Genomic DNA, 14,652 nt, shown 5'->3' with positions numbered 1-14,652 from the left:
TATTCCCCTAAGTTATAAGGGAATAGATAGTCCGTTGTTCAACCAAAACGTCCGTTTACATAATCATCGGTCAAGTGACTGGATGGTCGCTCGAAAATGGCCTCAGTCCGTTCATATTCGACCACTTCACCATTCAAGAAGAAAGCAGTACGATCGGAAATTCTTGCAGCTTGCTGCATATTGTGTGTAACGATAACAATGGATACGTCTTTTTTCAATTCTCCAATCAATTCTTCCACTTTATTGGTTGAAACCGGGTCTAGTGCGGAAGTCGGTTCATCCATGAGTAAGACGGAAGGCTCAATGGCAAGTGAACGTGCGATACAGAGTCGTTGTTGTTGGCCACCAGATAGTCCAAACGCACTTGCGGTTAGACGATCTTTGACTTCATCCCATAACGCAGCTTTTTTTAGACTGTTTTCAACGATTTCGTCCAATATTGCTTTTTTACGGATTCCATGGAGTTTCGGTCCATAAGCGACATTGTCGTAAATCGATTTAGGGAACGGGTTTGGTTTTTGGAATACCATACCGACTTCGGAGCGTAAGAGTTCGACGGTACCGTTGAGTAAATCGGTCTCTTTAAATTGGGCAGTTCCTGAAATACGGACAGCTGGATTGGTTTCCACCATTCGATTTAATGTTTTTAGGTATGTGGATTTCCCGCAACCAGATGGTCCGATGATAGCTGTTACTTCGTTTTCAAAAATCGTTAAATCGATATTTTTTAGTGCGTGAGTATCTCCATACCAAACGTTCAGACCTTCCGTTGTGAAAATCGCTGCGGGCGCTTCCGTTCGTGCAACGACCCGCAATCGAGTGGCTGATCGGTAATTAGTTAATGTAGTCATGCTCGCTGCCCCTCTCTTGTAACTTCTTCATCAGTATAAAGTTGAAGTGTTGAGGGGATATGAAGGCAGTGTAAAGATTGTGTAAAGTTTGATCACTCGAAAATATATTGCAACGCCTTTAACGCTTGGTCTGGTGTTTCTACAGTGGCATGAGCTTTTCTAGATAGTTCCTTTAAAGGATGGTGATGCTCGTAGGGGCGGATTAAGATTAGCGGCTTGTTGAGTGCGACTGCAGTACTAGCATCCATTGCAGTATTCCATTGTTTATACTTTTCACCGAATAGAGCAATGACGAGATCGCATTTCTTCAGTAACAATTCAGTTCGTAAGTTATTGAAGCTCGATGCTGCTGCGTCTTTTGCGAGTGGATCGTGTTGTTGCCCCAATATTTCCTCACCGATGTTGTCGGAACGGTCATGGTCTTCCATAGGACCATAAAACGTCACGGGCAAACGAAGTGCAGCTGCTTTTTGTTTAATTTCATCACGCCACGAACTGTGGATTTCACCTGCTAAGTACACCGATAATTCCATGCATATCTCCTCCTTGAATCTAGTAATTCCATTGTAGCAGAATATTGCTACAAGTTGTCGTGGCGAGTACACTAAGTAAAAAGGAGTGGGATGGGGATATGAAAACAATCTGGCATAATGGCATTATTTACACGATGCTAAAAGAAGGCGAAACAGTAGAAGCTGTGTTGATAGAAGATGGAACTGTAATTGAAGTAGGAACCTTAGATATGTTGCGAACGCAAGCAGACAACGACGTGGATTTGCGTGGGGCAGTTATGTATCCCGGATTCATCGATAGCCATATGCATATGATTGGTCACGGTAGTCGGTTATTACAATTAGATCTGTCGTATGCGACTTCTGCAGAAGATATGCTTGGACGTTTAAAAGAAGCGGCTGCTGATCATATAGAAGGTGAGTGGTTTATAGCGGACGGGTGGAACGAAAATAACTTCGCAGATTCCCGAATTGTAACACGCTCCGAATTAGATACAATCAGCGCGTCTCCCATGTTTTTAAAACGTACATGCCGTCACACTGCACTCGCAAATTCGAAAGCTCTTGAACTCGCTGGGATTACGAGGGACACGCCTGACCCTGATAATGGAACTATTGTTCGAGATGATTCGGGAGAGGCGACAGGCCTGTTACTTGAAGGCGCGGGGGATCTGGTAGAAGCGGTCATTCCTGTGCCAGATGAAGCAGCACTCACACATGCATTGCAGGTATCAGTTGAAGACTTGCTAGCACGAGGGATTACAGGGGCAGTCACGGATGATTTAGGCTATTATGCAGATTACCGCGATCCGTTACAAGCGTTCCGAAATGTCATTGGGGAAGAAAAGATTAAGTTCCGTGCCCATTTGCTGCGCCGTTCGACGGTCTTTCAGTTATTAATGGATGATAAAGCAACATATGATGAACCATGGATACACGGTGGAGAGATGAAGTTCTTTATTGACGGATCACTAGGTGGAAAGACGGCGTTATTAAGCAAGCCGTATTCCGATGATCCTGAAAACTCAGGCATGGCTGTTTTGACGAATGAAGAAATCCAGAATAACATTGCACTCGCTCGCAAATACAATGTAGCGGTGGCGGTGCATACCATTGGAGACAAAGCTGTTGAAAAAGTGCTTGATGCGATTGAAGCGAATCCGCCACTAGAAGGGAAGCGGGATCGAATTATCCACGTTAATGTACTGAGTGCTGAGCTAGTTGACCGTCTAGAAAAACTGCCGGTCATCCTCGACATCCAGCCAGTATTTGTATCGTCTGATTTCCCATGGGCCGAAGACCGTCTTGGGAAGGACCGATTAGACTGGGCCTATGCATGGAAAAAGCTAATTGACCGTGGTTTCATCTGCGGGGGAGGGTCAGATGCCCCTGTAGAAGAAGTCAATCCATTGCTCGGTATCTATGCAGCCGCAACTCGTCGGAAGCCGGGAGAAACGCACGAAGGGTATCTGCCAGAAGAGAAACTAAGCCGTTATGAATCTGTGGCTCTGTTTACTTCAGGAAGTGCAGCGACCATCGACAAAGCAGACAGTCGCGGCAAAATTGCAAAAGGTTTCGATGCAGACTTCACCATCCTTGATCGTGATTTGTTGACTGTGGACAGCGAAGATATGCTGAAAGCGAAAACCGTCATGACTGTTGTGGCGGGGGAGATTATGTATAAAGGAAAGTGAAAACTCGATTATCTAACACTGGAACTTCTAATCTCACAATTAACGTGGGATTAGAAGTTTCTTATAATTTGTAAGGTTTTGTAAGGAATGTTAGGTGTTTCGCATAAAAGTGATATAATTAATTTAGATAGAATTGAATGTTCCGCAAATTGGCTGAATTGATATAAAGCATAAAATTAGAGCTGAAATAAAAATATGAGGTGATAGTGTTGGCTTCAATCGAAGACTTTTTAAAATTGGATATTCGCGTGGGTACTGTGTTGAAAGCAGATCCATTTCCAGAAGCGCGAAAGCCTGCAATTAAGTTAGAAATTGATTTTGGAGAAATAGGCATTAAACATTCTTCAGCCCAAATTACGCAGAGGTATGAGCCGGAACAGCTGATAGGAAATCAAGTAGTAGCCATAGTCAACTTCCCGCCGAGACGTATCGCAGGCTTTAAGTCCGAAGTCTTGGTAATTGGTGGTGTTCTAGATGAAGATGACGTGGTGCTTTTACAACCTCAACAACCCGTTAAGAATGGTACGCCTGTTGCCTGAGGTTATCTACAACAGGGTCATTTCTAGGAATAATATTTATCGAACCGAGGTACAAAATGTATAATTAAAAACCGATAGGGGGATTTCAAATGGAAACATATCAAGCTACGATTGAGGATTTAGAAGGTGTATCAAATTTATTTAATTCATACCGCATGTTCTATGAAAAACCATCAGATTTAGAGGGGGCTAAGAAATACATAAAAGAACGTCTGGAAAATGAAGAATCCGTAATATTTGTTGTTAAGAACAATCAAAAGTACGTGGGATTGACATTACTTTATCCCGTTTTTTCATCAATCTCTATGAAAAAAGCATGGATACTGAATGACATGTTTGTTGATTTAGAAGCTCGAAAACTAGGAATAGGACAAGTGCTTTTACATAAGGCGAAAGATTATGCTCTTAAAACAGGTGCGAAAAGTATTGTTTTGGAGACAGCACCAGATAACTATGCTGCTCAAAAATTATATGAAAAAAACGGATATGTGCGGGATACACAATTTTACCATTATGAATTAAGTTTGATTTAATAACTATTTAATCGATTCCTCCGTTAAAGGGGGGGGCGATAACTGCATACGTGTTACCCTTCAATCGAGCCAAGTAGTTAAGCAATGTATGTAAGAAAAGGCAGGTGCAATAAAATTGTTGAATATGGTTAAAGAACGTTCTGCTTTCTTAACAATTTTTCTAATCATTATTTTACTCAGTATTTTTTTGTTAGTAGCCACTTGGAAAAATCGGACTAACATACCTAAAAGTTTAACCGCAGTGATAACTTTAATTTGTACGACTTTTATCGTTGTATCTTTAATTGCAATGATATTTATAATTTCATTTGGCTATAACTCTTGAATTGAAATTGTTTAGTAAATGGGGGGATTAATGCATAAGGGCTAAGCTACAATCGGGCCATTTAACGAAATAAGTTGGAGCTTTAAAAGGTTGCAGAGAAATACATTTAATATGGTGAGCTACTTTAACTTGAAAATTAAGGAGGACTTAATTATGAATTCAAATGTGAATGGGGTATTCGAATGTTTAGAATCAAATGATGTTCAAGCTTTAAAAAAGAACCTTACTTCAACCCCCTCGTTGGTAAATGTTGAAAATGTACAAGGATTAACTCCGCTAGGATTTGCATCACATTTAGGATATGTGAATTCTGTACAAATACTTTTAGATTTTCATGCAGATGTTGATGAAGTTTCTCATTCTAAAGTAGAGTATATCCCTTCAAATACAGCACTTCATGCTGCCATTGCTGGGGCACGGAATTTTGAGATTATTGAACTTCTTTTAAAGAATAAAGCCAAAACAGATATATTTGATAGCAATGGTCATACGGCCTTACATACTGCTGCGTTTCACGACGATAACACCCAATTAATTAGTCTTCTGATAAGGCATGGGGCCCCTGTTGCTGCGAAAGTTGATGAAGGGAAAACTGCATTGGAATTAGCAGTAGAAAAAGGGAATAACCAAGTGGCGGAACAATTAAAGCAGCTTATGGATCCTGCCTAAAGATTATTGTTAAAATAACAAAAACCCTCTTCAAGAATCTGGGGCAGTTGTGGGATAAGGACTGTGCTGTAATCGGGCAATTTTATTGTTGAATAAGGGTAGTTGTTATTAATTTGGGCAAAATATGAGTTGTTAACACTAGAAGAAGTTCAACTTATATTACAATCATTAGCGTGGTCAATGGAACCTAAAAAAGATGATGCCTGTAAAATACAGACACCATCTTCTTCAAGTAGCCTAGCTATTTTCAAAAAGTCCTTTACAAAGGGTACACTTTACAAAGTTAGCGTATCACCTATAAATTGAGGATGCTACAACGCTTCAACCTTTTTCACTTTCTTTTCCAAAGCAAGGACAATCATCGCTAACAACATAACAATAGCTGCCAGAAGTAACGCGTTGCTATAAGGGCCATAGGAAGAGCTGTTCAAAATATTCCAATGTCCGCTTTTTAAATCAAGGAAACGACCGTACAATGAAATACCTATAGCGGAAGCCAAGAATGTCATTAAAGTGAATAAGCCCAGCCCAATTCCAATCTGATTGGGCGGTAAAATTTGTGATATATAACTGGAAAATGCTGTTTGATTCGCTGTAAAACCTAAAAATATGAAAATGGTCATTATAGAGATCCAAATTGGAGAAAACCCAACTATTGTAGAAAGTCCCAAACAAGCGACAGCCATCAAAACAAAAGCCCATTGGTTGATGAATCGGCTACTTTTTATTTGAATTAAACGGCCAACTTGTGGTCCCAATATCGCCGTGAGAAGAGCACCCGGGAATAAAACGAGGCCAATCCAATTGGCTGATAAACCGTTCGCTTTTGAAAGCATTAGCGGGAGGATAAATAGCGTTCCCATATAGGTGATCGTATTTAAAAAACTCATTAAAAGTACTAAGCTGAACGAGCGGTTTTTAAAAATTTTAATCTCAATAAATGGATCTTCAGTCCGATTACTTTGCAAGTAGAAAATAAATAGCAGAACAGCTGCTGCAAGTAGTAGCCAACTAGAAACGTTGATGCCCATTAAAATTGAAGTAATCGCAAGCGTAAAAATAATCGCACCGAGAATATTGAAAGTCCCAGTTTTTGTTTCTTCTTTAGGCGCATACTTAAGAAAAATAGGCAATCCTAATAGACTTAAGAAATTAATTGCGAATAATGCTTCCAAACCAAACCAATCTGTTAAAAAACCGCCCAAAATAGGACCAGCTGCAGCCCCAAGTGCAACCATTGAAAAGACCATTGCGAGTACTTTACCACGAAATGCTGGTGGATAAAATCGAGGTCCCATTACCATACTTAATGCCGGGAGCGCTGCTGCACCAAAACCTTGTATAATTCGTGCGAGGATAACCAATCCGAAGTTAGTGGTGAAAAAACCGATCAATGAACCGATCATGAAAATGATAATACCAATTACAAGTAAGCGTCGAATCGGATAGATGTCAGCCAATTTCCCGAAAATAACGGCCCCGATACCAAACATCAAACTAAAAATTGAAGTAACCCAGCTCACTTCAGTAGGTGTTAAAACAAACTCCTCTGCAAATTTCGGTAATGCAATATTCATCATTGTCGAATTCATCGTAGCAAATATTAACATAAAACAAATTGAAAAGTTTAATCGCTTTAATTGACTAGTCATGTGTAATATCTTCTCCTGTACCAATAATCTATATATTCTTTAAATGTAGGATTAGCTTAGAAAAAATCCCTGATAATTGGGAAATTTCTTCCTCGCTTAAAATAGAAAATGCTTCCTGATTCCCGGAAATCCTCTTAGGTATTGTAGCTTGTAATGCCTTCTTACCTTTCTCGGTCAAAAGGACGCGGGTAATTCTACGATCCTTTGAGTCCTTGTATGTTTCCAAATAGCCTCCTTTTTTTAGACGATCAACAACACCTGTGATTGCTTGTTTTGTCACTAATGTATTTTGCTGGAGATCTCCCATAGATAAATTAGGTTCAGCGTTTAACAACGACAAAATCATGTATTGCTGTACACTGTCTAGATCTGCTTCAAGCGCATACTTTCCACCTAGTCTTTCCAATATGTTAGCTACACGGATAATGTCCAATGCGGTGTATGCCAGTTGGGTATCTTTATCTTCCACATTTCTGCCCCCTCTAATAGAATTAATCAACATGTTGACTTTCGTAATTATAGTACCCTTTAATAATATAGTCAACATATTGATTAATTTGAGGGTGTAAAGACGGGAGAAAGAATTAATTTAAAAATATTCAGTGAGGGACGGGGAGAGGTTGGAAAGTAAAAGATAAATATTTTAATTCCGCAATCAGGTGCAGTTTGTGGCACATCACGAATAGCATACACAAGCTATCTCCTCACACCCAAGCATCCAATCACAAAAAAGAATCCGTTCGGAGCAGCGTCTGCTGTTCTGAACGGATTCTTTGTATAGTGCTTTAGGCACTTACCCTCGGAATGGCCACCAGACACCTCGGCCGAACGATACGGTGATCGCAGGGATTAGAAGAGGCAAAATGATGAGACCATATAGCAAGAGACCTGTAATGACGATTGTTGCGATTTGCACGAGGCTCAGGACACCTGACGGCATCATCGCACCGAACGTACCTGCAAGAATGATGGCTGCTGTGATGATGACAGTTCCCATCTTCGCCATGGAAATCCGAAGGGCATCGGCAATCGTGCTTCCTTTGATGCTCTCTTCGCGGAAGCGGTCGAGTAGGAAGATCGAGTAATCGACGCCGAGTGCAATGAGCATGATGAAACCGAAGAACGGAACTGCCCAACTGATGCCATCGTATCCAAGTCCATTGACGAAAATTAATTCCGTAAAGGAAATCGCCGTGTAGTACGTGAGTAGTAACGAACCAATCATATACAGTGGCATGATCGCGGATCGGAATAGAATCGTTAACACGACGAACAGACCCACAAGCATAATGACCACAGTTCGGGTAAAGTCTTTTGATGAAATATCATCTAAATCAGAGTTCATACTGGAAATACCCGCAAATGCGACGTCGGTATTTTCAAATGGTGTTCCAATGATGGATGTTTTCACACTGTCTTTAATGTTTTGAACGGTAGTGATAGATTCACGGGAATACGGATCGTCTTTCAAGATGACTTCCATGAGAATCCCGGTTTCATCGCCGAATGTATAGCGATCGATGACTGGTTTGAACTCTTCTTCTCCGAGTGTACCGGCTGGAATGTAAATTCCTGTATCACGGATACTTGGTGTTTCACTCATATCTTTTAGCATATCAGTCACTTCTGTCAGCCCTTCGCTGATTTCAGTAAGACCATTCTTGGAATCAGTGACACCTTTAGCAAGTTGACCGAGTCCGCCGCTAAGCTGACCAAACTGGGAACCGGATCCTTCGATCTGTCCCGCAGCACCATTCAAGCTTGAAGAAATTTTACCAAGTTCCGTACTGAGGACGTTCAGTCCACCTGCAGCTTGAGCAGCTGGCAATCCTTGAGACAGTCCGCCCGCAATTTGGCCAAGTTGGTCATTAATTTGTCCGATACCTTGAGCGGCCTGACGTAATCCAGCACCTCCAGAAGAAGCTTCCTTACCAGACGGCAACTGGCTTGCGGCATCATTAAGTCCACCTTCGACTTGAACGAGTCCGTCTTGAACGCTTTTAATCCCATCAACGGCTTCTTTTAAGCCATCGGAGATCAATCCTAACTGATTGTCGACATTTAAATCGTCAATCTGCTCACCCGTTGGACGGGTAATCGTACGGACAGATTTCACGCCATCCACTTTCTCTAAGTTTCGACTAATCGTCTCCAAATAAGGGACATCTTTTGCATCCACTATTGAAGTGTCCGATTTCAAGATGACCTGGACAGGAAGCGAATCCCCTTTACCGAATCCTTCAGAAATTAGATTCAATCCTTTCACGGATTCTTTAGATTGATCGATTTCATCCACCGTATTAAAGGATAGGTCATTGTCGTAAGTTAGCAATAATGGTACTGTGATAACCGCAACGATTGCCATGGAAAGCAATGGACGGGCAACGGACAGTTTACTGAAACGGATCCACAATTTACTGTCGTTATGAGTTGTCGCCTGTTTTGCTGGCCAGAACAATTTGTCTTTCAGCAGCATCATGAACAATGGTACGACTGTGAATAGCACGAGAATCAGTACGGCAATCCCGACTGCAACCGCAACTGCGGATTTAAAGATTGGGAAATCTGCAAATCCAATTGCCGCAAATCCGATGAATACGGCAAGTGAACTAATAATCAGAGTACAGCCTGCAGTTTTATATGTGTTCACAATTGCTTCCTGGATTTCGTGTCCTTCGATCAATTCCTCTTTGTATCGGCTCAAAAGCAAGATACAGTAGTCGGTTCCGAGTCCGAACAGAATCGCGACGAGGAAGATCTGCGTATAGTTGGAAACTGGGAAACCGAACCAGTCCACGAAGAACGCGACGAGAGATTGGCTAAGTAAATACGTAATCCCAACGGCAATCAAAGGCACGATCGGAGTGACAATGGAACGGAATACGATGAGCAGCAAAGCGAAGATAAGGACAACGGTAATTACTTCGGTCTTTTTCAAGCCTTCTTGTGCGCTGTCGTTCACGTCATTGTTGATGATCGCTTCACCGGTCAAGTAGACGGTCATGTCTTTCGGTACAATCTCTGAACGAATTTTCTTACTGAGATCGATGATTTCTTCATCCGTCCCATCTACTGTGATTGGAACGAGTACCGTCTTTTTGTCTTCAGAGACGAGTTGGTTCTCAATTTCTTCACTTTCAAAAGGATCCATGACAGCGGTCACAGGTTTCCCAATTCGTTCAAGTTCTTGCGCTGTCGCCTGAACTGCTTTTTTGTCTTCATTGGAAACCGCATTGTCGAAGTCGTAGACGAGCGAAAGCGTATCTTCTGAAGCGCCTGCTTTTTCAAGAATATCGGCTGCCTTTTGTGAATCGGCATCGTCGGCTAACTGGAACGAACCAGCTTCTTCCGCCTGTTTCGCAAGGTCTGGTGCAACGAAAAGAAGACCGACTGCAAGACCGAGTAGGACAACGAAAATTGGCCATCTGAATTTCAATATCGTTTTCATTTGGTATTCTCCCTCATTTGTAAAATATCTTTCAGTTTCCGGAACGTGCCAACGAACTGAACTAACTCTTCTTCTGAAATTTCATCATTAAATAGAGAGGCAATCGTTTCGTTTATGGCAGCGTTGGAAGCAATTAGAACGTCTTGGCCCGTGTCAGTCAGCCGCACTACTTTTGCACGTTGGTCATGTTGATCGCGTTCTGTACGGATAAGTCCTTTTTCTTCGAGCTTCTTCAATCGAGCCGTAATTGCACTTTTGTGGACACCTTGTAGTTCTGCTAGCTTACCGTTTGATAACGAATCATAGGCGGATAATAGCTTGAGTGTCTGAATCTGTTCTGGTGAATATTCTTTCCAAATTGGTGATTGAACCGATTTTAAGAAATGCTCGGTTCCGTAAATCATCACTTCTTCAAATAACTCAATTGCTTCTAATAATGTCTCTTTCATAATCAGTTAACCCCCTAAACTATTTACTAGTTTAGGGGATAAACTATCTATAGTCAACTAGAAAGATTATGAAAAAACTAGCCTCGTAATACAGGAGCGTTCATGTGTTAAACTAATAGAAAAGGAGTGGTAAATATGGACGGTAAAAATAGAAGTGATATTCACCCAGGACTAAAAGTGGCAGTTATTTTGAAGAAAGACCAGCGAAGTGGTGTGAAAACAGAGGGTGTTGTCAAAGACTTGCTGACAAATTCAGCTCATCACCCTCACGGCATCAAAGTACGACTTGAAGATGGACAAGTCGGTAGAGTGTGCGACATTTTAGCGGATTAAAAAGCCTACTCAACATGGATAGGAGGGAGATCATGGAGTTCGAACAAACTCTAGGCATTCAACATCCGATTATTCAAGCACCAATGGCAGGCGTGACGACTCCCGAATTTGTTGCAGCATGCACAGAGGCGGGTATATTAGGCTCAATTGGCGCAGGTTACTTGTCTGCAATCGATACACGTGCCGCAATTCAACGAGTGAAGATGTTTACGCCTAGCCCTTTTTCTGTGAATTTATTTGTCTCTGATAACACTCCATATAACGAAGAGCAATTGCGCTTAGCATATGTAGCACTCCAACCAATTGGTGCACAACTAGGCATGCCGTCTTGGAAAGCACCGATGTATGAACCGGATTTCCATGGACAGATTGAAGTAGTTATAGAAGAAAAGCCAACAGCTTGTTCATTCACGTTTGGTGTTCCAAATGCAGGATATATTGAAAGACTTCACAATGCGGGGATACTTTTGATAGGGACAGCGACTACTGTAGACGAAGCAATTGCAGTGCAAAAATCGGGTCTCGATATGGTTGTCATTCAAGGGGCTGAAGCAGGTGGACATCGGGGTTCATTTCATCCCGTGGGTCCTCTTATTTTATTGGATGACTTACTGGCAGGTGTGCGAGATGTTGTTCATATCCCTATTATCGCAGCAGGTGGCATTGCAACAAGTGAGCGAATGAACGAACTGATAAATAATGGCGCAGATGCGGTGCAAATCGGAACCGCACTCTTAGCAACAGAGGAAAGTGGCGCATCAGAAGCATATAAGCAGACAGTTTTGAATGCAACTTCGGACAACACAGTCATTACAGATGTGTTTTCCGGGAGACCGGCTCGTGGAATCAACAATCGATTCATTACACAGATGAGTGAATCTCCGATTGCACCTTATCCATATCAAAACGATTTGACGAAACACATCAGAAAAGAAGCCGCTATTCAAAACAACGCAGAATTTGTGTCGTTATGGGCTGGGACAGCTGTGCAACACACACAATCGGGAACTGTAAAACGTATTGTATCGAATTTTTTAGATTAATATTGGAGAGAGGAGAATGTATTCGTACATTCTCCTCTTTTGAGATGACAGAAAATACAGTATACTTGAGCGGACAGAAGATTGAGAGGTGTGAGCATAATGGACTTACTAATTATCATGTTGGAACGAGTCGGAACGATTGTTGCGGTTGCGTTCATCTTAACTCGGTTTCGTTTCTTCAAACAGCTCGTGCACCAAGACACACTCGATCGCAAACAAACTGTAAGCGCCATTGTGTTTTTCGGGTTCTTCGGTATTATCGGAACGTATTTAGGGGTTGCCTTTAACACGGAAACGTTTCACTTCAATAGTGTGACGATGAGTCTAGCAGGGGACGAAGCGATTGCTAATTCTCGTGTAATTGGAATTGTCGTTGCAGGGTTACTTGGAGGCTATCGCTTCGGCATTGGCGCGGGTCTCATCGCAGGACTTCATCGAATGACTCTAGGCGGCTTCACTGCATTTTCATGCGGACTGTCGACAATTTTGTCGGGGATAATAGCGGGCTATTTCTATAAAAAAGGGAAGACAGTCAAACCTATCACGGCTTTTGCGATTGGAGCATTCGCGGAATCGATGCAAATGGGACTCATCTTAGTGCTTTCAAAGCCATTCACTGAAGCGTGGTCACTCGTTCAGGCAATCGGTCTACCAATGATTATTGCGAATGGTGTCGGAACGGCTATTTTTCTTCTTATTGTATATAACGTTATGGGTGAACAGGATAGGGCCACAGCCTTGCAAGCACAAAAAACATTGAGAATCGCGAACCAAACACTCGCACATTTACGTAAAGGTATGACATCTGAAACGTGCAACGAAGTGTGTCAAATTCTCTTTAACGAACTATCCCCTAGCGCAGTTGCGATGACAAATCGCAATGAAATTTTGGCGCATGTTGGAGTAGCTAGTGATCATCACCGTTCACACAGTCCAATTCAAACACACATTACAAAAGAGGTTCTCCAACATGGAAATCGTGTTGTTGCCAATGACCAAGCCATCCATTGTGTGCAATCCGATTGCCCACTCGGCGCGGCTGTCATTGCGCCACTTAAACAGAGAGATCAAGTAGTCGGGACACTTAAATTGTACTATCCTACTGAAAAAGCAGTTACAGATGTCACAATCGAACTGATTGATGGATTAAGCTCGTTGCTTAGCGATCAGCTAGAAATCGCAGCTGCAGACCATGCGCACGAACTTGCGAAAGACGCGGAGATAAAAGCGTTGCAAGCGCAGATTAGTCCGCACTTCTTCTTCAATTCATTGAACGTCATCATTTCCCTAATACGAACAGACCCTGATCAGGCACGTCAGTTATTGACTTCTTTATCTAAATTCTTGCGACAAAACGTTGAAGGTACAACCGCTGCAAGGGTGACGCTTGAACAAGAACTTGCTCACGTGCGTGCCTATTTACAAATCGAGGAAGCTCGCTTTGTCGATAAACTAACGATTGACTTTGATGTCGATCCGACTGTGCTTGCACAACTTATACCACCACTCACTCTCCAGCCGATTGTCGAGAATGCGGTTAAACATGGGATTGCAGACATGGCTCGGGGCAGTATCGTGAAAGTGATGATTGCTGCGTGTAATGGTGAGACAGTGATTACAGTGCAAGACAATGGAAAGGGCATAACCCCTGAACGATTGAAAGCGTTAGGAGATCAGCCTGTTGAGTCCGAATCTGGTACTGGAATGGGGCTATATAATGTACATCGTCGGTTAATGATGACATTTGGCGACCAAGCAGGTCTTCAGTTCACAACAGCAAGTGGGGAAGGGACAGTCGTCCGCTTTGCAATTCCGAAAGAAGAGGTGATTTACCATGCCGTCTAACATTCAAGCGTTAGTTGTGGATGATGAACGCTATGCACGAGAAGAACTTATATTTCTACTTGGTCGTCATCCGAATGTGAAAATCATTGGAGAAGCGGATTCTGGTGATTCAGCCATTATGCAGGCAATACGTCTACAGCCGGACGTTGTATTTTTGGATGTTGAAATGCCGAAGATGAATGGTATTGAAGTCGCAGCTGTCTTAAAAGAGTTGAAAAATCCACCTAAAATCATTTTTGCGACTGCCTATCCTCAATTTGCAGCGGAGGCGTTCCGTGTCAATGCAATCGATTATTTGTTAAAACCCTATGAAGAGGAACAGATTGCACAAACGTTGAAACGGATTCAAGTCAAAGAAACATCCGGCTCTATCCACCAACTCGGTAAACTCGCAATTGAACGAGATGGTGAGATTGTATATGTCCCTATTAGCAGCATTTTATATAGTTGCCGTGAAGACAATGTGACTCGTATTGTGACTCAAGCAGGAGAGCATGAAGTGAAACTGACGTTGAAAGATTTGGAGACGCGACTTATTCCATTTTCGTTTTACCGTATCCATAAGAGTTACCTAGTCAATCTGCTACATGTCAGTCGTCTATCACCCTGGTTCAATGGCGCATATCAGCTTGAAATCGACGGGTGCACGGATAAATTGTCTGTGAGTCGTAACTATGTGAAAGGTCTGCGAGCCAAGCTAGAACACTAACTAAACACGTTAAGTTATCTGACAAGCATCTCACCCTGAAATATCGACAT

Annotated in this window: 14 protein-coding genes; 8 read left to right on the top strand and 6 right to left on the bottom strand. The window is 42.2% G+C overall.

Annotation, left to right across the window (positions count from 1 at the left end; all coding sequences use genetic code 11):
* Positions 1-38: 38 nt before the first annotated feature.
* The gene (gene pstB / locus ACRPI0_RS14010) at positions 39-851 is read right to left on the bottom strand and encodes a phosphate ABC transporter ATP-binding protein PstB (RefSeq protein WP_432353358.1); all 813 of its coding nucleotides are present in this window, start codon (positions 849-851) and stop codon (positions 39-41) included.
* Between the two features lie 92 nt (positions 852-943).
* A complete protein-coding gene (locus ACRPI0_RS14005; protein WP_432353357.1) occupies positions 944-1,384 on the bottom strand; it encodes a YtoQ family protein in 441 nt (146 codons plus the stop codon).
* A gap of 98 nt (positions 1,385-1,482) precedes the next feature.
* Here ACRPI0_RS14005 and ACRPI0_RS14000 point away from each other — a divergent pair, with 98 nt between their 5' ends.
* The 4 genes from ACRPI0_RS14000 (at position 1,483) to ACRPI0_RS13985 (ending at position 5,123) form a co-directional block, all read left to right on the top strand.
* Positions 1,483-3,057 carry an amidohydrolase gene (locus ACRPI0_RS14000; RefSeq protein WP_432353356.1) on the top strand — a complete coding sequence of 525 codons (1,575 nt, stop codon included), beginning with the start codon at positions 1,483-1,485 and terminating at the stop codon, positions 3,055-3,057.
* Positions 3,058-3,266: 209 nt separating this feature from the next.
* The gene (gene csaA / locus ACRPI0_RS13995) at positions 3,267-3,596 is read left to right on the top strand and encodes a chaperone CsaA (protein ID WP_432353354.1); all 330 of its coding nucleotides are present in this window, start codon (positions 3,267-3,269) and stop codon (positions 3,594-3,596) included.
* An 89-nt stretch (positions 3,597-3,685) separates the two neighbouring features.
* On the top strand, positions 3,686-4,129 hold the full coding sequence (locus ACRPI0_RS13990) for a GNAT family N-acetyltransferase (RefSeq protein WP_432353352.1): 444 nt from the start codon (positions 3,686-3,688) through the stop codon (positions 4,127-4,129).
* Between the two features lie 478 nt (positions 4,130-4,607).
* Complete coding sequence (locus ACRPI0_RS13985) at positions 4,608-5,123, top strand: ankyrin repeat domain-containing protein (RefSeq protein WP_432353351.1); 516 nt, start codon at positions 4,608-4,610, stop codon at positions 5,121-5,123.
* Positions 5,124-5,434: 311 nt separating this feature from the next.
* Here the strand turns inward: ACRPI0_RS13985 and ACRPI0_RS13980 are convergent, their stop codons facing one another.
* The 4 genes from ACRPI0_RS13980 to ACRPI0_RS13965 all read right to left on the bottom strand — a co-directional run bounded on the left by ACRPI0_RS13980 (position 5,435) and on the right by ACRPI0_RS13965 (position 10,672).
* Positions 5,435-6,775, bottom strand: a complete 1,341-nt coding sequence (locus tag ACRPI0_RS13980) for an MFS transporter (protein WP_432353350.1) — start codon at positions 6,773-6,775, stop codon at positions 5,435-5,437.
* A gap of 28 nt (positions 6,776-6,803) precedes the next feature.
* On the bottom strand, positions 6,804-7,244 hold the full coding sequence (locus ACRPI0_RS13975) for a MarR family winged helix-turn-helix transcriptional regulator (protein WP_432353349.1): 441 nt from the start codon (positions 7,242-7,244) through the stop codon (positions 6,804-6,806).
* Positions 7,245-7,568: 324 nt separating this feature from the next.
* Entirely contained in the window at positions 7,569-10,223 is a 2,655-nt protein-coding gene (locus ACRPI0_RS13970; protein WP_432353348.1) for an MMPL family transporter, read from the bottom strand.
* Positions 10,220-10,672, bottom strand: coding sequence for a MarR family winged helix-turn-helix transcriptional regulator (locus tag ACRPI0_RS13965; RefSeq protein ID WP_432353346.1), 453 nt, complete (start codon positions 10,670-10,672; stop codon positions 10,220-10,222). The genes ACRPI0_RS13970 and ACRPI0_RS13965 overlap by 4 nt, the downstream gene beginning before the upstream one ends.
* A 135-nt stretch (positions 10,673-10,807) precedes the next feature.
* Here ACRPI0_RS13965 and ACRPI0_RS13960 point away from each other — a divergent pair, with 135 nt between their 5' ends.
* From ACRPI0_RS13960 to ACRPI0_RS13945, 4 genes are all read left to right on the top strand, one after another.
* The gene (locus ACRPI0_RS13960; RefSeq protein ID WP_191688634.1) at positions 10,808-11,005 is read left to right on the top strand and encodes a YwbE family protein; all 198 of its coding nucleotides are present in this window, start codon (positions 10,808-10,810) and stop codon (positions 11,003-11,005) included.
* A gap of 32 nt (positions 11,006-11,037) precedes the next feature.
* The gene (locus tag ACRPI0_RS13955; RefSeq protein ID WP_432353344.1) at positions 11,038-12,048 is read left to right on the top strand and encodes an NAD(P)H-dependent flavin oxidoreductase; all 1,011 of its coding nucleotides are present in this window, start codon (positions 11,038-11,040) and stop codon (positions 12,046-12,048) included.
* Between the two features lie 99 nt (positions 12,049-12,147).
* Complete coding sequence (locus ACRPI0_RS13950) at positions 12,148-13,893, top strand: LytS/YhcK type 5TM receptor domain-containing protein (protein WP_432353343.1); 1,746 nt, start codon at positions 12,148-12,150, stop codon at positions 13,891-13,893.
* Complete coding sequence (locus tag ACRPI0_RS13945; RefSeq protein ID WP_432353342.1) at positions 13,883-14,602, top strand: LytR/AlgR family response regulator transcription factor; 720 nt, start codon at positions 13,883-13,885, stop codon at positions 14,600-14,602. The genes ACRPI0_RS13950 and ACRPI0_RS13945 overlap by 11 nt, the downstream gene beginning before the upstream one ends.
* The last annotated feature ends 50 nt before the right edge of the window (positions 14,603-14,652 follow it).

The sequence above is a fragment of the Sporosarcina sp. A2 genome, from assembly GCF_050858885.1.
Lineage (GTDB): Bacteria > Bacillota > Bacilli > Bacillales_A > Planococcaceae > Sporosarcina.
Note: the sequence above shows the minus strand (reverse complement) of the source record. Positions and strands in the feature narration are given on the sequence as shown.